Annotated in this window: 19 protein-coding genes; 6 read left to right on the top strand and 13 right to left on the bottom strand. The window is 34.0% G+C overall.

Annotated features, from left to right (window positions below):
• The first annotated feature begins 116 nt into the window (after window positions 1-116).
• Together secA and V6246_RS16965 are read left to right on the top strand one after the other, a co-directional pair.
• Entirely contained in the window at window positions 117-3,473 is a 3,357-nt protein-coding gene (gene secA / locus V6246_RS16970; protein ID WP_341561662.1) for a preprotein translocase subunit SecA, read from the top strand.
• Between the two features lie 261 nt (window positions 3,474-3,734).
• Complete coding sequence (locus tag V6246_RS16965) at window positions 3,735-4,157, top strand: BLUF domain-containing protein (protein WP_341561661.1); 423 nt, start codon at window positions 3,735-3,737, stop codon at window positions 4,155-4,157.
• A gap of 16 nt (window positions 4,158-4,173) precedes the next feature.
• Here V6246_RS16965 and V6246_RS16960 read toward each other — a convergent pair whose 3' ends face one another.
• The gene (locus V6246_RS16960) at window positions 4,174-4,860 is read right to left on the bottom strand and encodes a peptidoglycan DD-metalloendopeptidase family protein (protein WP_341561660.1); all 687 of its coding nucleotides are present in this window, start codon (window positions 4,858-4,860) and stop codon (window positions 4,174-4,176) included.
• 95 nt (window positions 4,861-4,955) lie between these two features.
• Between V6246_RS16960 and V6246_RS16955 the strand changes: the two genes are divergently transcribed.
• Window positions 4,956-7,265 carry a chondroitinase-B domain-containing protein gene (locus tag V6246_RS16955; protein WP_341561659.1) on the top strand — a complete coding sequence of 770 codons (2,310 nt, stop codon included), beginning with the start codon at window positions 4,956-4,958 and terminating at the stop codon, window positions 7,263-7,265.
• A gap of 57 nt (window positions 7,266-7,322) precedes the next feature.
• Here V6246_RS16955 and rimO read toward each other — a convergent pair whose 3' ends face one another.
• A complete protein-coding gene (rimO, locus tag V6246_RS16950) occupies window positions 7,323-8,627 on the bottom strand; it encodes a 30S ribosomal protein S12 methylthiotransferase RimO (protein WP_341561658.1) in 1,305 nt (434 codons plus the stop codon).
• Between the two features lie 130 nt (window positions 8,628-8,757).
• On the opposite strand from rimO, the gene V6246_RS16945 reads away from it, so the two are divergent.
• Window positions 8,758-9,834, top strand: a complete 1,077-nt coding sequence (locus V6246_RS16945; protein ID WP_341561657.1) for a serine hydrolase domain-containing protein — start codon at window positions 8,758-8,760, stop codon at window positions 9,832-9,834.
• A 245-nt stretch (window positions 9,835-10,079) separates the two neighbouring features.
• Entirely contained in the window at window positions 10,080-12,266 is a 2,187-nt protein-coding gene (locus V6246_RS16940) for a T9SS type B sorting domain-containing protein (RefSeq protein WP_341561656.1), read from the top strand.
• A gap of 3 nt (window positions 12,267-12,269) precedes the next feature.
• Here V6246_RS16940 and ftsY read toward each other — a convergent pair whose 3' ends face one another.
• The 8 genes from ftsY to V6246_RS16900 form a co-directional block, all read right to left on the bottom strand.
• Window positions 12,270-13,244: a signal recognition particle-docking protein FtsY gene (ftsY, locus tag V6246_RS16935; RefSeq protein WP_341561655.1), complete on the bottom strand. Its 975-nt coding sequence runs from the start codon at window positions 13,242-13,244 to the stop codon at window positions 12,270-12,272.
• 259 nt (window positions 13,245-13,503) lie between these two features.
• Window positions 13,504-13,656, bottom strand: a complete 153-nt coding sequence (locus tag V6246_RS16930; protein ID WP_074940165.1) for a DUF4295 domain-containing protein — start codon at window positions 13,654-13,656, stop codon at window positions 13,504-13,506.
• 49 nt (window positions 13,657-13,705) lie between these two features.
• Window positions 13,706-13,888 carry a 50S ribosomal protein L33 gene (rpmG, locus tag V6246_RS16925; RefSeq protein ID WP_042500020.1) on the bottom strand — a complete coding sequence of 61 codons (183 nt, stop codon included), beginning with the start codon at window positions 13,886-13,888 and terminating at the stop codon, window positions 13,706-13,708.
• Between the two features lie 25 nt (window positions 13,889-13,913).
• Window positions 13,914-14,153 (bottom strand): 50S ribosomal protein L28, encoded by a 240-nt coding sequence (gene rpmB, locus V6246_RS16920; protein WP_042500017.1) that lies wholly within the window; start codon window positions 14,151-14,153, stop codon window positions 13,914-13,916.
• 79 nt (window positions 14,154-14,232) lie between these two features.
• Window positions 14,233-15,483, bottom strand: a complete 1,251-nt coding sequence (locus V6246_RS16915; protein ID WP_042506337.1) for a CinA family nicotinamide mononucleotide deamidase-related protein — start codon at window positions 15,481-15,483, stop codon at window positions 14,233-14,235.
• A gap of 3 nt (window positions 15,484-15,486) precedes the next feature.
• Window positions 15,487-15,828 carry an Hpt domain-containing protein gene (locus V6246_RS16910; protein WP_042506336.1) on the bottom strand — a complete coding sequence of 114 codons (342 nt, stop codon included), beginning with the start codon at window positions 15,826-15,828 and terminating at the stop codon, window positions 15,487-15,489.
• Window positions 15,829-16,440 (bottom strand): fumarylacetoacetate hydrolase family protein, encoded by a 612-nt coding sequence (locus V6246_RS16905; protein WP_042500013.1) that lies wholly within the window; start codon window positions 16,438-16,440, stop codon window positions 15,829-15,831.
• A 274-nt stretch (window positions 16,441-16,714) separates the two neighbouring features.
• On the bottom strand, window positions 16,715-17,488 hold the full coding sequence (locus V6246_RS16900) for a 3'-5' exonuclease (protein ID WP_341561654.1): 774 nt from the start codon (window positions 17,486-17,488) through the stop codon (window positions 16,715-16,717).
• Window positions 17,489-17,546: 58 nt separating this feature from the next.
• Between V6246_RS16900 and V6246_RS16895 the strand changes: the two genes are divergently transcribed.
• On the top strand, window positions 17,547-18,197 hold the full coding sequence (locus V6246_RS16895) for a glutaredoxin domain-containing protein (RefSeq protein ID WP_341561653.1): 651 nt from the start codon (window positions 17,547-17,549) through the stop codon (window positions 18,195-18,197).
• Window positions 18,198-18,201: 4 nt separating this feature from the next.
• On the opposite strand, the gene V6246_RS16890 is transcribed toward V6246_RS16895, so the two are convergent.
• The 3 genes from V6246_RS16890 to recR all read right to left on the bottom strand — a co-directional run bounded on the left by V6246_RS16890 (window position 18,202) and on the right by recR (window position 21,334).
• A complete protein-coding gene (locus V6246_RS16890) occupies window positions 18,202-19,527 on the bottom strand; it encodes a dihydrolipoamide acetyltransferase family protein (RefSeq protein ID WP_341561652.1) in 1,326 nt (441 codons plus the stop codon).
• A gap of 87 nt (window positions 19,528-19,614) precedes the next feature.
• Window positions 19,615-20,706, bottom strand: a complete 1,092-nt coding sequence (locus tag V6246_RS16885) for a glycosyltransferase family 2 protein (RefSeq protein WP_341561651.1) — start codon at window positions 20,704-20,706, stop codon at window positions 19,615-19,617.
• Window positions 20,707-20,716: 10 nt separating this feature from the next.
• Complete coding sequence (recR, locus tag V6246_RS16880; RefSeq protein WP_042500083.1) at window positions 20,717-21,334, bottom strand: recombination mediator RecR; 618 nt, start codon at window positions 21,332-21,334, stop codon at window positions 20,717-20,719.
• Window positions 21,335-21,400 lie beyond the last annotated feature (66 nt).

Raw genomic sequence — 21,400 nt, 5'->3', positions numbered from 1 at the left:
AGCATGGCTTACCCTATGCGTTTAATAGCTTATAGAACGGCTTATTTTAGTATTATATTTTAACTGAAAAACACCTAGGATTGTCCTAGAAAACATATTTATATAAAATTAATAACATGACATTTTTAGATTCTATACTAAAGGTATTTGTTGGCGATAAATCGAAACAAGATGTAAAAGCCATTACGCCTATAGTTAAACAAATTACTACATACGAGGCGGCTTTAGAAGCATTATCGCACGATCAATTAAGAGCAAAAACAGCCGAATTTAAAGCTAAAATTGCCGAAGCCACTCAAGCTACCAATGACACTATTTCGAGCTTAGTTAACGAAGCAGAATCTACAGAAGATATTGACCGTCGTGAAGATATTTATCAAGAAATTGATAAATTGAAAGACGAGGCTTATAAAATTACCGAAGATGTTTTAAATACTATTTTACCAGAAGCTTTTGCTGTGGTTAAAGAAACAGCAAAACGTTTTACAAAAAACACACAAATTTCTGTTACCGCTAGTGAGTTCGATAGATCTATTTCTACTGATAAAGCTTATGTTAGTCTAGAAGGCGACCAAGCTACTTGGGCAAACTCTTGGGATGCTGCAGGAAAAGCTATTACTTGGGATATGGTGCATTATGATGTGCAACTTATTGGTGGTATTGCTATGCACCAAGGTAAAATTGCAGAAATGCAAACGGGTGAAGGTAAAACATTAGTTGCAACCTTACCTGTTTACTTAAATGCACTTGCTGGTAAAGGTGTGCATTTAGTAACGGTGAACGATTACTTAGCAAAACGTGATAGCGCATGGATGGCTCCAATTTTTGAGTTCCATGGTTTAAGCGTTGCTTGTATAGATTATTTTAAACCAAACTCGCCAGAACGTAAAGCGGCTTACAATGCCGATATTACTTATGGTACTAATAACGAATTTGGTTTCGATTACTTACGTGATAACATGGCACATTCGCCAGACGATTTAGTACAACGCCCACATCACTACGCTATTGTAGATGAGGTGGATTCGGTTTTAGTTGATGATGCGCGTACGCCGTTAATTATTTCTGGTCCAATACCACAAGGTGAGCGTCACGAATTTACAGAGCTTAAGCCAAAGGTTGACGATATTGTAACGGTACAACGTAAGTATTTAACAGGTGTTTTAGCAGAAGCTAAAAAACTTATTAAAGATGGAGATACTAAAGAAGGTGGTTTAAAATTACTACGTGTTTATCGTGGTATTCCAAAAAACAAAGCCCTTATTAAGTTTTTATCTGAAGAAGGTGTTAAGCAATTATTACAAAAAACCGAAAACTATTTCATGGCAGATAACAACCGTGAAATGCCAAAGGTTGATGAGGAATTGTACTATGTAATTGAAGAGAAAAACAATCAGGTTGAATTAACAGATAAAGGTGTTGAGTATATTTCTGGAAAGGATAACCCAGATTTCTTCATCTTACCAGAAATTGGACTTGAAATTGCTAAAATTGAAAGTCAAGGTCTTTCTAAAGAAGACGAGGCTGAACAAAAAGAGGATTTATATAAAGATTTTGGTGTAAAATCCGAACGTATTCATACCTTAAATCAGCTTTTAAAAGCTTATGCTTTATTTGAAAAAGACACCCAATATGTGGTGATGGAAAATAAAGTAATGATTGTAGATGAGCAAACGGGGCGTATTATGGATGGCCGTCGTTACTCTGATGGGTTACACCAAGCGATTGAAGCTAAAGAAAATGTAAAAATTGAAGATGCTACCCAAACTTTTGCAACGGTAACACTACAAAATTACTTTAGAATGTACCGCAAACTAAGTGGTATGACGGGTACAGCAGTTACAGAAGCTGGTGAGTTCTGGGAAATTTACGAATTGGATGTTGTAGAAATACCAACCAACCGCCCTATTGCTCGTGATGATAAAGAAGATTTAGTTTATAAAACTAAGCGTGAAAAATATAATGCGGTTATTGATGATGTTACCAAATTAGCAGAAGCTGGACGCCCAGTTTTAATTGGTACAACATCGGTAGAAATTAGTGAATTGCTTGGTAAAATGCTTAGCATTCGTAAAATACCACACAATGTATTAAACGCGAAACAACATAAAAAAGAGGCTGATATTGTAGATCAGGCTGGTAAATCTGGACAAGTAACTATTGCAACCAATATGGCTGGTCGTGGTACCGATATTAAATTATCTGCCGAGGTTAAAGCTGCTGGAGGTTTAGCAATTGTTGGTACAGAACGTCACGATTCGCGTCGTGTAGATAGACAGTTACGTGGTCGTGCTGGTCGTCAAGGAGATCCAGGAAGTTCTCAATTTTACGTATCTCTAGAAGATAATTTAATGAGATTATTTGGTAGTGAGCGTATTGCCAAAATGATGGATAAAATGGGATTACAGGAAGGTGAAGTCATTCAGCATTCTATGATTTCTAAGTCTATTGAGCGTGCACAGAAAAAAGTTGAAGAAAATCAATTTGGAGTTCGTAAGCGTTTATTAGAATATGATGATGTTATGAACGCGCAACGTGAGGTGGTTTACAAACGCCGTCACCATGCATTATTTGGAGAACGTCTACGTGTAGATTTGGCAAATATGATTTTCGATACATCGGAAGGTATTGTTGAAACGAACAAAGCTGCTAGCGATTTTAAAAATTTCGAATTCGAATTAATTCGTTATTTCTCAATGAGCTCTCCAGTAACCGAAGCTGAATTTGGAAAACTTGCTGCTCAAGATATTACTGCTAAAATTTACAAAGCTGCTTTCGAGAATTACAAACAAAAAATGACACGTAATGCTGAAAGTGCATTCCCTGTTATTAAGAATGTATTCGAAACACAAGGCGATAAATTTAAACGTATTGTAGTGCCTTTTACAGATGGTATTAAAACATTAAACGTTGTTACCGATCTAGAAAAAGCATACGAAACTCAAGGTAAACAATTAATTACCGATTTTGAAAAGAACATTACTTTAGCCATTATTGACGATGCTTGGAAAACGCATTTACGCAAAATGGATGAGCTTAAGCAATCAGTACAATTAGCGGTACACGAGCAAAAAGACCCGTTACTTATATACAAATTTGAAGCTTTCGAATTGTTTAAAGCAATGATTGATGAAGTGAATAAAGATGTAATTTCATTCTTATTTAAAGGTGAATTGCCTCAGGAAACACAAAACACCATTCAAGAAGCTCGCGATAGAAAACAGGAAAACTTAAATACTCAAAAAGAGGAAATTCCTAATTTAGATGAACGTTCTGCACAAAGCAGAGCTGCCGGAAACACACAATCGCAACAACAGCAGGTTACGGAAACGATAGTGCGTGATCAACCAAAAATTGGTAGAAACGATCGTGTTACTATTAAAAACGTAATGAACGGTGAAAATAAAACGGTGAAGTTTAAACAAGCTGAACCTTTATTAGCCAAAGGTGAATGGGTTATTGTTGAAGAATAATCTCAATTCCTAAAAAAAGAATCCTATAATATTAAAAATCCCAACAGAAAACTGTTGGGATTTTTTTTGTTTTAAACATATAATTTGATCATACAACTAAAAGAAAACTAAAAAATTAACCGTTTAGAACCTATCATATAAAAATGAAATTGAATATTGACATTGTAAGAAAAAAAGCATACGTTTGTATACGTGTGGATTACGTGCCCTAAACGAAATTCCATATGCACTTTAGAATTAATAACTTCATATATATTTAATATGACACTACGCCGCCTTATCTACTCTAGTCAAGCTGTAGAGCAATTCACAAAGCGCCAGTTACTAGATCTACTGCATGACTCTCGGGGCTTTAATTCAATTGATAATATTAGCGGCGTTTTAATGCATAAACATGGTTATTTTCTTCAAATAATAGAAGGCGAACATGGAGTAATAGATGATCTTTTGGTTCGTTTACGCAGAGATACCCGTCATAAAGATTTAAAAATTATTCACGATAGCACAACGGAAGATCGTCTTTTTACTAATTGGGCTATGGGTTGCGTTGACTTTGATGATGCCGAATTGAGTATGTTACCAGGTTTTAGAACCGACTTAACCGACCCTGAAGTAATTGAAGAATTAATTAAACATCTACCTGAAGTTGCAACACTTTTACGCGAGAATTTTGTGGATGAATAAGTTATGTTTTGGAAGGTTATAAATTAAGTATCAATTTTGGGTCCGGACAATTACTCTCATAAAACGTCAAATCCGTTTTAGAACAAACTCCCGGGTAATCACCTTTAAAATCTTGAATATCTTTTATAATCTGAAAATGTAAGTGCGGTGGATAATCACCATTTATAGAAGCATCACCCAATTCGGCTATTTTATCAGCTTGCTTGAAACGCTGTCCAACTTCAAGATTGTCTATGGAAGCTAAACTTAAATGACCATAGAGCGTATAGAAATCTACACCCGAAATACTATGCTTTAAAATAATAGTTGGTCCATAATCGCCAAAATTCTCATTATTATTAAAGCTATGCACTACGGAATTAAAAGGTGCAAAAATAGGCGTTCCAGCAGAACACCACAAATCGACGCCTAAGTGGATATTACGTTCTTCTTCAGCTTGATTGCTAAAATGCGTACTACGCTTATAAATGTTTCTCACCTCTAAATAACCTCCATAAGCTACTTCAGCATTATGGTTTTTAAGATGAGTGTTTACAAAATCAGCTAATATATTAGAAGATGATACATCTATAGAGTTAAGTGCCTCATTAAATTCAGATAAACTGATATGGACGTATTTACTTTTAGGAATACCTTTTCCTAATACTGGAAACGCAACATCCGTAAGGTTTTTAATTAATGTTGAAAATTTATTTGAATTCATAATTGCTGAAAAAATAGAGTATCTAAAAATATTAAACTAATTCCTAATTTAAAAATATTGTACCTTGAACTTCTGCAATTAAAATTTTCAACTAGATGAAACAAATAGTTATAGCATTCACCACAATATTTCTTCTTTTTTCTTGTAATAAAAGCACTAAATCAGAAGACAACATGCTTTACGTAAAAAACGAAACTGCGCTAAAAAAAGCTATTGAACAAGTAAAACCTGGAGACGAAATTGTTTTAGCAAATGGCACTTGGACCGATATAAAAATTGATTTCTACGGCGAAGGAAATAAAGACAACCCAATAGTTTTACGGGCCGAAACACCTGGAGAAGTTTTTATTGAGGGTCAATCTTACTTACATTTAGGAGGCGAGTATCTTATTATAAAAGATTTATATTTTAAAAATGGATACTCACCGTCTTCTAGTATTATTCGTTATAAAATAGGAAAAGACACAACTGCTTTTAACACAAGAGTTACTAATTGCGTTATAGAAAACTTTACAAAACCAAGTCGCTTAACCAATGACAAATGGATTGAGTTCTACGGAAAGCATAACACCTTAGAAAACTGCTATATTACAGGAAAATCTAACGATGGAGAAACATTAAGAGTCTTTCATGACGGGAATGAACATACCAGTAATTACCACCAAATAGTAAATAATTATTTTGGGCCTCGCCCTCGAAAAGGTGGACCGCGAGGAGAAACTATACGTATTGGTGATAGCAAAACATCTATGTCGTCTGGTTTTGTAAATGTGTCAAATAATTACTTCGAAGCTTGTAATGGCGAAGTTGAAATTATATCAGACAAAACCAATTTCAATAGTTTTAGAAACAATATTTTTTATAAATCTGAAGGTTCCCTTGTATTGCGCCATGGTAGTTTTTCTACAGTTGATAGCAACATTTTTATAGGTGGAGACGATTCTGATTTTTATGGAGGTATACGTCTTGTAAGTACAGGCCATTGGATTACAAATAATTATTTTTATAAAATAAAAGGCGAACAATTCAGAAGTCCACTTGCTGTAATGAATGGTATCCCTATGTCTTCATTAAACCGCTATAAACAAGTTACCGATGTTGTTATTGCATTTAATACTTGGATCGATTGTAAATCACCTTGGCAATTAGGTGTTGGTCAAAATTTAAACAGTATCGATGTACTTCCTGCTAGTGAAATACGCTCGGCACCACCAATTCGATCGATAATAGCAAACAATATAATATTTAATAATACCCCAGATAAAACACCCGTTTTTAATCACGATAATATTGATGGTATACAGTTTACCAATAATATTTTAGATAATAATGAGAGCTCCTTTTCAGACAAAAATATATTAGAAAATAAAACGATTAAAATGAAGCAAATTAATACGTGGTTGTTTGCTCCAGAAAATGCTCAAGGTACTTTAACCGATAGCGTTTATTATGGCTATAATTTTGATAAAATAAAAACGGATTTATTCGGAAGTTCTAGAACAAATCAAAATAGTATTGGTGCAATTTGCGACATAAGTAACGCGGAAAAATTTAGTATCGATACGAGCAAATATGGTCCTCAATGGTTTTCATTAGAAAGCAAAAAAGTAGAACCGAGTATTATTGAAGCTTCCCAAGCTAATCTTCTTGAAAAAATTGAACAGGCTAAGAGTGGCGATATTATAGAATTAGCTGATGAAGCATATACTTTTAATGATCCAATAGTAATTAATAAAAAGATAATTATCCGTTCTAAGAACAAAACAAAACTTATTTTCAACAGTACTAAAAACCAACCTGCTTTTGAAATGCATCCTTATGGTTTTCTATATTTAGATAATATTGTTTTAGAAGGAAAAAACAATCAATCTGCATTTAAACCATTAGACGAAAACATGTCTGCCTCTTATAATTTGAATATAAATAATTCAACAATTGAAGGTTTTGGCTATATTTTAAAAGCAACAAAAGGATCATTTGCCGACTACATTACATTTAAAAACAGTACGATACAAAATTGTGATAACGGCATTATTTTGGCTGCTGAAGAAAAAGGAGATTACAATGCCGAAATGCTTACTATCACTAATTGTAACTTTAATAATGTAGAGAACAACGTTATCAACTTTTTTAGAGGCGGATACGACGAATCTACCATTGGAGGTGTTTTAACCGTTAATAATTCTTCATTTACCGATTGTGCGAAAAATGAAAAAACAAACGTTCTCCTTAAAACGAAAGGTATTATCAATGTCGATTTAAGCTACAATCGTTTTAAAAACAATCCCGTTGAATATGTTGCCATATTATGGGGGGAGAAAAACAATAAGCACAAAGAAAACATAATAACTAATTCTGGTAAAATAAAAGAAGAAGCACAACAGAAGCTAGAAATTTTATACTAATTCCTGGGCTTCTGTTGTGCTTCTAATTCTATTAACCCTATATAAAGTAGTCGGTTCTTAAACGACTACTTCAGCATATAAATCAAAATCTTCTGCTTCTGTTACTTTTACAGTTGCAAATTCACCTGTTTTTAAATAACATTTAGATGCATCGATTAATACTTCGTTATCTACATCTGGAGAATCAAACTCGGTACGACCAACAAAATAATTACCTTCTTTTCTATCGATAACTACTTTAAAAGTCTCTCCTATTTTATGTTGATTCAGTTCCCAAGAAATTTGAGATTGAATTTCCATAATTTGGTTTGCTCTATCAACTTTAACCTCTTCTGGCACATCGTCCTCTAAGGTATAAGCATGAGTGTTTTCCTCGTGAGAATAAGTAAAACAACCTAAACGCTCAAAACGCATATCGCTAACCCATTGTTTTAACTCTTGGAAATTCTCTTCTGTTTCACCAGGATATCCAACAATTAACGTTGTTCTAATAGTCATTTCTGGCACAGCTTCTCTAAACTGACCAATTAACTTAGTCGTTTTTGCTTTATTAGTACCACGGCGCATACTTTTTAAAACAGAGTCTGAAATATGCTGCAACGGAATATCTAAGTAATTACAAACTTTAGGTTCACGGTTCATTACATCAAGCACATCTAACGGGAAACCTGTTGGAAATGCGTAATGTAAACGGATCCACTCTATACCTTCTACTTTTACCAAAGCTTCTAAAAGCTCTGCTAAGTTTCGTTTTTTATAAATATCAAGTCCGTAATACGTTAAATCTTGAGCAATTAAAATCAATTCTTTAACACCTTTAGCTGCTAGTTTTTCAGCTTCTATAACCAAGTTTTCAATAGGTGTACTTTTATGTTTTCCACGCATTAAAGGAATGGCACAAAAACTACACGGTCTATCACAACCTTCAGCAATTTTTAAATAAGCGTAGTTTTTAGGCGTTGTTGTTAAACGCTCACCAATTAATTCGTGTCGGTAATCCGCACCCAAAGCTTTTAGTAATCCTGGCAACTCTGTAGTTCCAAAATACTCATCTACATTAGGAATTTCTTTTATTAAATCTGGCTTATAACGTTCACTTAAACAACCGGTAACAAAGACTTTATCAACTTCGCCATCGTTTTTCTTCTGTACGTATTCAAGAATAGTATTCACACTTTCTTCTTTGGCGTTATTGATAAAACCACATGTGTTTATCACTACAATATTACCTTCTTCCTCATGTACAACATCTTTTCCGCTGGCTTTAAGTTGCCCCATAAGCACTTCGCTATCGTAAACATTTTTACTACAGCCCAGTGTTACTACGTTGATTTTGTTCTTTTTAAGTGTCTTCGTTCTCATACTAAAATTTAAGTGTGCAAAGATACGCAAAGCGGATTGATTTACTAGGAATGATTGAAGAATAACACCATTAGAAATTTAGATTAAACCAATAGTCCGTTTTACAGTCTAAATTATTAAATTTACTTAAATGAAGTCTTTCTACTATATACATCTGTTTTTTACGCTATTTCTTTTAAGTTGTTCTTCTGAAAACAAATCCATTACAGAAGAAGAACACACTACCGAATCGACTTACTTCCCCTCTATAAACTCTGATGTTTGGGAAACAAAATCTATAAACGATTTAAACTGGAACGCTAACGAACTACAACCACTACTCGATTACTTAGAAGAAAAAAATAGTAAAAGCTTTATCATTTTACATGATGGTAAGCTTGTAGTTGAGCATTACATGAACGACCATAGCAGCACAAAATCTTGGTACTGGGCAAGTGCAGGAAAAACGTTGACCGCAGCAACCGCAGGAATAGCGCAAGACCAAGGCTTTTTAAATATAAACATTAAAGTATCTGACTATTTAGGAACCGGATGGACTAGTGCTACAATAGAAAAAGAAAACCTGATAACAAGTAAAAACTTACTATCCATGAATTCTGGTTTGGACGATAGTTTAGGAGACGATGTAACTCCTGAAAACCTACAATATATAGCCGATCCAAACTCCCGCTGGGCATACCACAATGTTTATATAAAAACACAAGATGTAGTCGCCGCAGCAACCAGCCAAAACTGGGACACTTATTTCAGTGAAAACCTTAAGGATAAAATAGGTATGAGTGGTCAATGGATTTCTCTCAACAATTTAAGTGTTTATTGGAGCAACACACGAAGTATGGCACGCTTTGGACTTTTAATGTATGCCAAAGGAACATGGGATGAAACACAAATTATATCTGAAGCTTTTTTAAATGAAGCGACTAATACCTCGCAAAACATTAATGAGGCTTATGGCTATTTATGGTGGCTTAACGGAAAATCGAGCTACCATTTACCCCAAAGTCAATTAGAGTTTAATGGAAAACTAATACCGAATGCCCCTGATGATATGTATGCCGCTTTAGGTAAAAACGATCAGAAAATTTATGTTGTACCAAGTAAAAAACTAGTAATTATACGAATGGGCAACGCAGCCGATAGCGAAAATTTCGCCTTATCTAGTTTTGATAACGAGTTATGGTCTAAAATCAATGCTTTAATTGAGTAAGCTTTACCTATCTTCTTCATATTAAAAATAAAACGAACACTGTCATTTATCTAAACAGTCTAATTAATACAATTGACAAATACTTACTAGCAACATCAATGAGCCTCTATTAAAACTTTAAACGCAAGTTTTTCTTCTAAAACACATCTAAACGTTATTACTAAATCAACGTATTAAAAAGTAAAGTATTAGTAAAACTTTGTTATTAATACTTCCTGCTGAAAAACTCGTTTAAAGAAAAGACTTTGCAAAAGAAACATTTATTCTCTCTACTTACAATATTCTGTATTTACATCCAATCCCACGCGCAATTATGTGAAGGTAGCTTAGGCGACCCTATTGTAGAAATCGACTTCGGATCGGGCTCAAATAGAGGAAGCGCATTAGGTTCGGCCATTACAGCCTTTACTTATAGAGCAAGTGGTGAGCTAGATGAAGGCGAATACACCATCGTAAATTCTTCCAGCGGATTAAAAGCCAATGCCTGGCATGTAACTAACGACCACACTGGGAACTCAAATGGATATATGATGGTAATTAACAGTGCCGTAATAGCAAATGAAGGTGTGTTTTACACTAAAACAGTTTCAGGACTTTGCCCGAATACTACTTATGAATTTTCAGCATGGTTAATAAATTTATTGAACCCCAACGCAGGACTTACCGATCAATATAGCCCGAATGTAACCTTTAGAATTAGTGACACTTCCGGTAATGTTTTAGGGTTTTATAGCACAGGAGATATTAACCAAGCGTCTTCACCAACGTGGTTACAATATGGCTTCTTTTTTACATCGGGAGCTGATGCGGAAGTTGTTATTAGTATTTTAAATTCTGCCCCTAGCGCACATCCTGGTAACGATATCGCATTAGATGACATAAGTTTTAGACCTTGCGGCCCGACTATAATTAATTCTATTGATAATAACGCTGCAACCGCTTTATCTATTTGCCAAAACGAAAATGTAAACTATACTTTTCAAGCAGATGTTTCTTCCGGATATACCAATCCACGATATCAATGGCAACTTTCTGATGATAATGGTGATACTTGGCTAGATATTACAAGCGAAACCACTCCAAACTATCTGTTTTCCGACACGAACACCCCCGGAACATTTCTATATAGATTAACTGTTGCCAACGGTAGTAATATCAATTCTGCTTTTTGTAGAATTGCTTCAGATAATTTTGAAGTGGAAATTATTACAACTCCAGAGGCCCTAACCGGTGAAGCGGAACAGTTATTTTGCACTACACAAAACCCAACTATAGCGAATATTGAAGTTAGCGCAACTGCCATTTGGTATGATGCCCAAATAGGAGGAAATATTTTACCAGATGAAACAAGTTTAAATAACGGAGTTACTTACTACGCCGCAAAAGAAACTATTAATGGTTGTGAAAGTGATGATAGATTTGCGGTATTAGCAACCATAGTATCGCCCACACTCACCATAAATAACATCTCAATTGTGATCTGTGATAATTTAAATGATGATGAAGAAGTTATTGATTTTACAATTTACGAATCTCTATTAACCAACTGTAGTGATTGTAATTTCAATTTCTTCACATCTCAATCGGGAGCAGAAAACTATTATGAAGATGAACATATTACAGAACCAACTAGTTATAATTGGTCTATAGATAACCCTATAATTTACGCTCGAATTGATTCCACTGATCATTGTTATCAAATAGCGGAAATATCCGTCTCATTACAAGCGACACCAATAATTGATATTCCGGACTTTATAGGTATGTGTGAAGGTGATAATGAAATAACGGTAGATGCAGGAAATGGTTTTAATAGTTACCTATGGTCTACCGGAGAAACAACACAAACCATAAATATTCTAACTTCAAATATTGGCAGTTACTCCATAACAGTAACTAAAGATTATGCTACCTACACCTGCTCTACCACTAAAAATTTCGAAGTTGTGCTATCTAACGAAGCGGTTATTCAGAATATTAAAATTGAAGATTGGACCGATACTAATAATTCAATAACCGTTAATCTATCTAACCAAAGTATTGGAGATTATGAGTTCTCTCTAAACGACACAACCTACCAAGATGAAAATGTATTTACAAGACTAACAATTGGGAAATACACTGTTTATGTAAAAGATAAAAATGGTTGTGGTACTATTACAGAAAACGTTTACATATTAAACGCTCCGAAATATTTTACACCAAATGGAGATGGATTTCATGACACGTGGTCTATTAAGTACTCTGAAACAGAAGAGACCTTAGATATCAAAATATACGATAGATATGGAAAACTACTTAAAACCTTAGATAAAAACACATCATGGGATGGCAGTTATAACGGAAAAAACATGCCAACTTCAGATTATTGGTTTGTAGTGACACGTTCCAATAGCAAAAGTTACACCGGACACTTTACATTAAAAAGATAATTTCTATTTAAAAAATGAATCTACAAATTCAAATTTATTAAACACTTGTAAATCTTCGATACCTTCACCAACACCGATATATTTTACAGGAATTTTAAATTGATCGGAAATACCAATAACAACACCACCTTTTGCTGTACCATCTAGTTTGGTAACTGCTAAAGACGTAACCTCTGTAGCCGCAGTAAACTGCTTAGCTTGCTCAAAAGCATTTTGCCCTGTAGAGCCATCTAAAACCAAAAGAACATCGTGAGGAGCATCTACAACAACTTTTTGCATCACACGCTTTACCTTGGTAAGCTCATTCATTAAGTTTATTTTGTTGTGTAAACGTCCCGCTGTATCAATAATAATAACATCGGCATCTTGATTAACACCAGACTTTAATGCGTCGAACGCTACAGAAGCAGGATCACTACCCATTTCCTGACGAATCATTGGTACATCTACACGATCTGCCCAAACTTGTAATTGATCTATAGCTGCCGCACGGAAAGTATCTGCTGCACCTAAAACCACATTTAGACCTTGTTTTTTAAATTGATAAGCCAACTTACCAATAGTGGTTGTTTTACCAACACCATTAACACCAACGACCATTAGCACATAAGGTGTTTTTTTACCATTCTCTTGTTTTGGTAAAGTAGGTATGGTATAATCTGTATCTTCTCCAGAATTTGTTTCGCTTAATAAGGCAGCAATTTCTTCTCGAAGTATTTTATTAAGCTCATCAGTACCAAGGTATTTGTCCTTTGCAACGCGTTCTTCAATACGCTCTATAACTTTAAGCGTGGTATTTACACCAACATCACTAGACACAAGAACTTCTTCAAGGTTATCTAAAACCTCGTCGTCTACTTTAGATTTTCCGGCTACCGCTTTACTTAGTTTTCCAAAAAAACTAGATTTAGTTTTTTCTAATCCTTTATCAAGGGTTTCCTTTTTATCCGACGAAAATATTTTTTTAAAAAAGCTCATTTTCTTGTTAGTTGTTAGTTATAGAGTGGTTATGCTCTTTATATTTCTACTTTAATTGTTAGGTTCGTTATCATAAATTAAACAAAGTTACTTTTACATAAATGTCTTTTTTGTAGAACGTTCCTAATTACTCTTGTCAAAATCCTTACCACATTTTTTTACTGCTAATGTGTCAGTTAAATTAACATATTCAAATATAAAAATAAAAAAGCTGCTTTCGAAAACGAAAGCAGCTTTTAATATTGTATAACACTGTAAATTACTTTTTAGCTAAAAAGTCACTTACTTGTTCTGGATTCATAATAGATTCAACAAACATGTAAGCTCCAGTTTTAGGAGACTTTACCATTTTTATTGCTTTTGTTAATCTTTTAGATCCTGTTTGTAATGATGCTACGGATTTCTTTGCCATGACCTATATATTTTTAAGGTATTTGAAATTTTATAAATAAAATTCCTAATTATTTAATTTCTTTATGAACTGTCATACGCTTAAGAATTGGATTAAATTTCTTAATCTCCATTCTATCTGGCGTGTTCTTTTTATTCTTAGTAGTAATGTAACGAGAAGTTCCCGCTTGACCAGATTCTTTATGCTCTGTACATTCTAAAATTACCTGTATTCTATTGCCTCTTTTTGCCATTTCTTTATATTTTTAATACAGCGAATTACTTCGTTAAAAATCCTTTAGATTTTGCATCTTTAATTGCTGCAGAAATACCTATTTTATTAATTGTTTTTAAAGCAGATGTTGAAACCTTTAAAGTTATCCAGCTGTCTTCTTCTGGAAGGTAAAAACGTTTCTTTACTAAATTCGCATTGAATTTGCGTTTAGTTCTGTTTAATGCATGAGACACGTTGTTTCCAACCATCGCCTTCTTTCCTGTAAGTTCACAAACTCTTGACATTCTATATAACTTTAATTTTGTTGCTTAAAATCGAGGTGCAAATATATAAAATCTTTACGGTATGACAATCAATTTTTTATCAATTTTTAAAAATTTCTTTCAATAACATTTCAAAAGCCTTGTTAGCCCCTTTATTTATTACTTTTAATCTCAAATCACCTAACATAAATTTTTCTGAATAAACTCCGGTTTTTGTCGCGATTGCAATAAAAACTGTTCCAACCTCAACATCAGAATCTCCTTTTGTTGGTCCTGCATTACCCGTTGTAGCAATTGCAAAATCCGTGTCAAACAATTCTAAAACTTGTTTCGCCATAGATTCTGCTACTTTTGCACTCACCACAGAATCGGTGTCTATAGCCTCTTTTGAAACACCTAAAATATTAATTTTAGATTCGGTTGCATAGCTCACTACACTTCCTTTAAAATATGCCGAAGCACCAGAATTTGCCGTAAAACGTTCGGCAATCTTACCTCCTGTACAACTTTCTGCTGTAGCTACAGTTTTACCTATTTTGGTAAGTTGTTTTCCAATTATAGCTTCAATCGAAGCATCATCCTCCTCAAAACCTACAAATTCCTCTTTAATTAAAGGAATAAGGGTATCAATTTGTTTCTGCACCTCACTTATTACTTTACTCTTATCAAAACCTTTAGATGATAATCGTAAGCGCATATTCCCTAAACTTGGTAAGTATGCTAATTTAATTTCAGGAGGCAGTGCATCTTCCCAATCTTCAATTCTGGCAGCTAAAGTGCTTTCACCTAAACCAAAAATTAAAAGGGTACGATGTAAAATATAAGGACAATCAAATTTATCTCTAACGCGTGGTACCACTTCGCGGTCTATTAAGCCTTCCATTTCAAAAGGTACACCAGGTAACGAAACAAAAACTTTGTTATTTCTCTCCATCCACATACCGGGCGCTGTACCCAAAGTATTCATTAAAACTGTAGCTTTAGATGGCACTAACGCCTGATCTAAATTAACTTGTAATAATGTTTGGCGCACGTATTTATGCCAAAGGTCTTGTATGTTTTTCTCTACCGAATCATCTCTAATTAAAGTATCATTAAAATACTCGGCAATTGTTTTTTTGGTAATATCGTCTTTTGTTGGCCCTAAACCACCGGTAATTATTATAACATCTACGCGGCTTTCAGCATCTTTAAAGGCCTGAAGAATATGGGTCTTATCATCTTGAATAGATGTAATTTGGTACACCGAAACTCCAATTTTATTAAGTTGCTTGCCAATATAAGCAGAATTAGTATCTATTACTTGCCCAATAAGTAGCTCATCTCCAATGGTAATAATTTCTGCTAACATAAGCTATAAATTAAAATCTGCCTTAATTTCAGCTACGGCACTATCTACAGCAGTAATCACGGTATTAAGCTGCCCGGTAACATCCAGTTCTTTTTTAGTGAATTTCCCCCAATCTTGCACTTCAATTAAGGTATCTAGTACACCTAATTCAAATAAATCAATTGTTGGTTTCATTTTATGTGCTGCCTGATAAGCTTCTTGATAATTTTTATCGGCAACCGCTTTTTTTAAGCGTTCTGCATCTTCTGGTACTTCTTCCAAAAATGCTTCGGCAAGCGCCGCAATAAAACTTTCGTCGTTGTCTGCCAGCTCTCTTACTCTAAATAACTTGTAGTGTTGTTCCATTTATTTAACTGTTATTGAAAATAATTCTTTATTTTCTATAAATCCTTTTAGTTTGTCGTTTGCATTCACTTTTCCTACACCAGCAGGCGTTCCCGTAAATATAATATCTCCTATCTTTAAAGTAAAATATTTAGACACATATTCTATTAATTCATCAATTTTCCACAACATAAGGCTCGTATTTCCATTTTGTACAATAAAATCGTTCTTTTTTAAAGAAAAATTTATGTCATCTACGTTTTCAACCTCTTCAACCGGAATCCAATCACCAATAACAGCCGCACCATCAAAACTTTTTGCTTTCTCCCAAGGCAAGCCTTTCGCTTTTAATTTTGCTTGTAAATCGCGTGCTGTAAAATCTATACCCAATCCAATTTCTTGGTAATACTTGTGTGCAAATTTTCTATCAATATGCTTCCCTACACGGTTTATTTTAACCAAAACCTCAACCTCATAATGTACATCATCAGAAAAATCAGGAATAAAAAATGGCTGTTTTTTTAATAAAATTGCCGTGTCTGGTTTTAAAAACACCACCGGATCTGTTGGCTTTTCATTATTCAACTCCTCAATATGTTCAGTGTAATTACGGCCTATGCAAATAAGTTTCATGCTTAATAAATTTTAATTTGGGCGTTACCCTAGCGGGTCGGGCTTTACGTTACAAGTCCTCACACCTCCTTTGTCGGGCTGTGGGCTTTTCTCTGCAATCCCTAACGCGGTATTCAGTAATTCAATTTTAAGTCACAGTTTTCCGTGAGCAAGATTCTTAATAAAGTATTCAAAAGTACCCCCTCGATTACCTAAATATTATTTCCAATTCTACCTTTTCACAATATAAACTTCAGTCTCTCTTCTAAACTCCAACTTCTAGTACCTTCCTTTTTTAAAGCTTCGTATTTAAACTACGTAACTTAATTCCGGTAAGCACTTTTTTAGTGTACAACGGAAAATCGGCATTTAACAACCAACCAAAATAACCTGGCTCCTGCTCTAAAACATCGGTTACTAATTTTCCTTTATGCTTTCCGAAAGAAAAACACTCTACACCATCTTTATTATAGTTTATAAAACCTGCAAAATCGGCAAATTTATTTCTAGAGCTAAATTCAGCTAAAAACTTAGTACTGTTTTCTAACTCGTCATATCGATCTAATTGTGCTTTTAAAATTTCGTAAGTCGCATTAGTATCTGCTTCGGCACTATGTGCACCTTCCAAATCTTCATTACAATAAAACTTGTAAGCAGCGCTTAAAGTACGTTGTTCCATTTTATGAAAAATAGTTTGCACATCTACAGCCAGGCTACTTTTCATATCGAAATCGATATCGGCACGCAACAGTTCTTCAGCTAATAAAGGGATATCAAATCTATTAGAATTAAATCCTCCTAAATCCGAATCTTTAATCATACCATAAATATCCTTGGCCAACTCTTTAAAGGTTGGCTCATTAGCAACCTTTTCATTACTAATACCATGAATTTCAATAACCTCTTGTGGTATGGTCATTTCCGGATTCACTAACCAAGTTCTACTTTCCTTATTCCCATTAGGGTAAACTTTTAGAATAGAAATTTCGACTACGCGGTCTTTAGATATATTAATCCCTGTAGTTTCTAAATCGAAAAAACAAATGGGTTTTGTAAGGTTTAACTTCATTTTTAATTAAATATTTTTACAAATATACTTTTAAAATTTGTTTAAATTTGTTCATACTATGAATAGAAATCACAAAACAGCATATTCTTTTATTGTATTACTTTTTATTTCTTGCCTCAGTTTTGCTCAGCAAACAAAGAATGAAAACGTAGAACTTGTTAAAAAACAAAACGGTAAGCGTTTAGAGTTTTTTGCTAAAAACAACGACTCTGTAAGCTATTCCGTTTTTTTACGCATAGAAACCGAAGATTACAGAAGAAGCAGCAATAGGCCCGTACTACAAGTTATTTCTGCCAACAGCGAAACTCACTTAATTACACTTATAAAACTTAGTGATAAGCCTGGTGACTATAAAGAGCAGTTTATTGTAAATAAAATTAGCCAAAGCTTAAATTTCCGTAAAGATTTTGATGATATCCAAATAAATATAGACGAGGCTTTAAAAACCGAAGACATCACCATTTTTGAATCTGAAAATTGCGAGTTATGTAACGAAGCCAAAAGTTTATTTAATGCTTACCAAATAGCGTTTAAAACCAAAAACATTAAAGAAGATCAGCAAAAATTAGAAAAACTCTTAAAGAAAGCTGGCCAAGCAGATTACAATATTAAAAACGCGGTTTTTCTACTTAAAATAAAGGAGTCTATCTACACCAATATTACTACAAAAACCGCGCTTATAGATACTATAAACAACTACAACAAGTAGACACTTATATTTCTCTATTTATATCCCAAGCTTCTAAGTAATCGCTAACAGCTTTTACAAACATACCTCCCAAAGCGCCATTAACAACACGATGATCGTAAGAGTGAGATAAAAACATTTTATAACGAATACCAATAAAATCACCTTCAGGAGTTTCGATAACTGCAGGTACTTTTCTAATAGCTCCTAAGGCTAATATACCAACTTGTGGCTGGTTAATTATAGGTGTTCCCATAATACTACCAAAGGTTCCAACATTAGTAACGGTATAAGTTCCGCCCTGCACATCGTCAGGTTTAAGTTGGTTTAATCGTGCTCTATTAGCTAAGTCGTTTACCTGTTTTGTCATGCCAACTAAATTAAGCTGATCGGCATTTTTAATAACTGGTACAATTAGGTTTCCATCTGGTAAAGCAGCTGCCATACCAAGATTTATATTTTTCTTCTTTATTATAGTATCACCTTGTAATGAAATATTCATCATTGGGTAATCACGAAGTGCTTTTGCAATAGCTTCCATAAAAATAGGTGTAAACGTTAAGTTTTCACCCTCACGTTTCATAAAGCCATCTTTAACTTTCTTTCTCCAATTCCAAACATTAGTAACATCGGCTTCTATAAAACTTTGTACATGTGCAGAAGTTTGAATTGACGCTTGCATATGGTGCGCAACTAATTTGCCCATTCTGGTCATTTCAATAATTTCATCTTCACCACTAGAGATAACTGGTTTAGCAGCTTCTTTTGGTTTTACAGTTTCCGACTTTGCAGCAACAGGAGTTTCTGTTTTAATATTATTAACAACCGGAGTTGCACCTCTATTATCAATATAATTTAATATATCTGTTTTTGTAACTCGGTTATCTTTACCCGTACCAACAATAGCGTCCAAATCTTCTTGAGAGATTCCTTCTGCTTTTGCTATATTTTTAACTAGTGGCGAATAAAAACGCGTTTCGTTAGAAACGATTGGAGCTACAGTTTCTTTAGCTATACTTATAGTTTGCTCTATTTGTTCGGCAGCTTGTTGCTCTGTATCTTCTACTTTCGTAGAAGCGGTTGCAGTATCACTAGCACCTTCAACATCACCATCAGTTTCAATTATTGCTAAAACCTCACCTACCTGAACAACATCATCAACATTGAAAAACTTTTCTACTAAAACACCTTCAAATTCACTCGGGACTTCGCTATCCACCTTATCGGTAGCAATTTCAAGAACTGCCTCGTCTAATTCGATAGTATCTCCAACTTCTTTTAACCAAGAGGTAATTGTTGCCTCAGCAACGCTTTCTCCCATTTTAGGTAACTTTAGTTCAAACTTTGCCATATTAATAATAAAATACTTGTTTTTTAAATTTAGACTGCAAAATTAATGAAAAATCAGCAAATTCCTTAAATAAATCTCATAATACTATTATAAAATTATAACTTCTCCCTGACTAAATCCGTCATTACTACCCAAAATAAAATTAGATTGGTTTGGTAATATTTTATAAGTTAACTCTTTATCAGAGGTTTTAATAAATTCAATAATATCTTTATATGTCATTGTGTTCGCATCGAAAATCACCTCAGCATTATGTTCAATTGAAGATAATTGATCTTCCAAACTTAACTTTATAGGTAATTTAGCTTCCAAGGCTTTATTCATGACATTTGAAACAAACACATATTCTGAAATAGCTTTATATGTTTTTTTATTTCTTTTTCTAAAAATAAAAGCCAATTTAATACCCAACCAAACAACCATGTCGAATACAAGGTTTTGCTTAAAATGCTTTTCGTAAAAAATTTGCATAGCACCAAAGAATCGGCGCGCATAGTTGCGATCTTTTAAAGTGCTTTCACCTTTAAAATGAACCACTGTAGTTTCGCCATAATAGTAATTCTTATACCCAGCCGTTAGTACTTTGTATGACAAATCTATATCTTCACCGTACATAAAGTAATCTTCATCAAAACCACCAACAGCCTTATAAACACTTTTTTTGATCAGCATAAAAGCACCTACCAATATATTAACCTCTCCTTGATCTTCTTGAGATAAATGATTAGCATAATAATCTTGAGAGTTACCTAATATCTTTTTTAATGAAACTTTTACCGTTGGAATATTTCGTTTGCTTTCTGGTAAAAATGTACCACTCCCATTCATTAATCTACAACCAACAATACCTAGCTTAGATTTAGTTTCTGCAAACTTTAGAAGCTTCACAAAAGTATCTTCTGCAACAACAGTATCTGGATTTAAAATGCAAATATATTCGCCTTGAGCGGTGGCGACACCAATATTATTTCCTTTTGAAAAACCAAAATTCTCTTTATTCTCTATAAGTTTAACCTTAGGGAATATGGTTTTCACCATTTGACAACTTGTATCACTAGAGTCATTGTCAACCACAATTATTTCGGCATCAATACCAGAAATTGCTGCTTCTACACTTTTTAAAGCTAGCTCTAAAAAGTAACGCACATTATAATTTAAAATAACTATTGAGAGCTTCAAGTACTAAGGTTTATAGTTTTAAGGATGATTCAAATGGTATTCTATTTACAATACTACGGCCAAGTGTAATTTCATCGGCATACTCTAATTCGTCGCCAACCGAAATACCTCTTGCAATAGTAGATGTAAACACATCGTAATCCTGGATTTGCTTATAAATATAAAAGTTTGTAGTATCACCTTCCATGGTAGAGCTTAATGCAAAAATAAGTTCTTTAGCTTTACCTTCTTTCACCTTATTAACCAAAGACTCTATATTTAAATCGTGAGGTCCAATACCATCCATTGGAGAAATTTTCCCGCCTAATACATGATACAAACCTTTATACGAACTTGTATTTTCAATAGCCATTACATCTCTCACATCTTCCACCACACAAATCATAGCCTCGTTACGCCCAGGATTAGAACATATTTCACACAACGCTACGTCGCTAATATTATTGCAAGACTTACAAAATTTTATATCATTACGCATCGTCTTTAATGCTTCGGCCAAACCAATAGTTTGTTCCTTAGGTTGCCTCAACATATGCAAAACTAAACGCAATGCAGTACGCTTACCAATACCTGGCAATTGAGACATCTCATTTACAGCACGTTCTAATAATTTCGAAGAAAATTCCATGGCTGCGAATTTACTATTTAGCACGGAATTTCGCTAATTTTCACGCACACTTTTAAATAACATCTT

This window comes from Algibacter sp. TI.3.09, assembly GCF_038154905.1.
In the GTDB taxonomy this organism is placed as follows: domain Bacteria; phylum Bacteroidota; class Bacteroidia; order Flavobacteriales; family Flavobacteriaceae; genus Algibacter.
This window is presented reverse-complemented; position numbering and strand designations above follow the sequence as displayed.

Excerpts from the sequence above, each read along its gene's own strand:
- secA (WP_341561662.1), top strand. The coding sequence starts at position 117 with ATGACATTTTTAGATTCTATACTAAAGGTATTTGTTGGCGATAAATCG.
- V6246_RS16965 (WP_341561661.1), top strand. The coding sequence starts at position 3,735 with ATGACACTACGCCGCCTTATCTACTCTAGTCAAGCTGTAGAGCAATTC.
- V6246_RS16960 (WP_341561660.1), bottom strand. The coding sequence starts at position 4,860 with ATGAATTCAAATAAATTTTCAACATTAATTAAAAACCTTACGGATGTT.
- V6246_RS16955 (WP_341561659.1), top strand. The coding sequence starts at position 4,956 with ATGAAACAAATAGTTATAGCATTCACCACAATATTTCTTCTTTTTTCT.
- rimO (WP_341561658.1), bottom strand. The coding sequence starts at position 8,627 with ATGAGAACGAAGACACTTAAAAAGAACAAAATCAACGTAGTAACACTG.
- V6246_RS16945 (WP_341561657.1), top strand. The coding sequence starts at position 8,758 with ATGAAGTCTTTCTACTATATACATCTGTTTTTTACGCTATTTCTTTTA.
- ftsY (WP_341561655.1), bottom strand. The coding sequence starts at position 13,244 with ATGAGCTTTTTTAAAAAAATATTTTCGTCGGATAAAAAGGAAACCCTT.
- V6246_RS16930 (WP_074940165.1), bottom strand. The coding sequence starts at position 13,656 with ATGGCAAAGAAATCCGTAGCATCATTACAAACAGGATCTAAAAGATTA.
- rpmG (WP_042500020.1), bottom strand. The coding sequence starts at position 13,888 with ATGGCAAAAAGAGGCAATAGAATACAGGTAATTTTAGAATGTACAGAG.
- rpmB (WP_042500017.1), bottom strand. The coding sequence starts at position 14,153 with ATGTCAAGAGTTTGTGAACTTACAGGAAAGAAGGCGATGGTTGGAAAC.
- V6246_RS16915 (WP_042506337.1), bottom strand. The coding sequence starts at position 15,483 with ATGTTAGCAGAAATTATTACCATTGGAGATGAGCTACTTATTGGGCAA.
- V6246_RS16910 (WP_042506336.1), bottom strand. The coding sequence starts at position 15,828 with ATGGAACAACACTACAAGTTATTTAGAGTAAGAGAGCTGGCAGACAAC.
- V6246_RS16905 (WP_042500013.1), bottom strand. The coding sequence starts at position 16,440 with ATGAAACTTATTTGCATAGGCCGTAATTACACTGAACATATTGAGGAG.
- V6246_RS16900 (WP_341561654.1), bottom strand. The coding sequence starts at position 17,488 with ATGAAGTTAAACCTTACAAAACCCATTTGTTTTTTCGATTTAGAAACT.
- V6246_RS16895 (WP_341561653.1), top strand. The coding sequence starts at position 17,547 with ATGAATAGAAATCACAAAACAGCATATTCTTTTATTGTATTACTTTTT.
- V6246_RS16890 (WP_341561652.1), bottom strand. The coding sequence starts at position 19,527 with ATGGCAAAGTTTGAACTAAAGTTACCTAAAATGGGAGAAAGCGTTGCT.
- recR (WP_042500083.1), bottom strand. The coding sequence starts at position 21,334 with ATGGAATTTTCTTCGAAATTATTAGAACGTGCTGTAAATGAGATGTCT.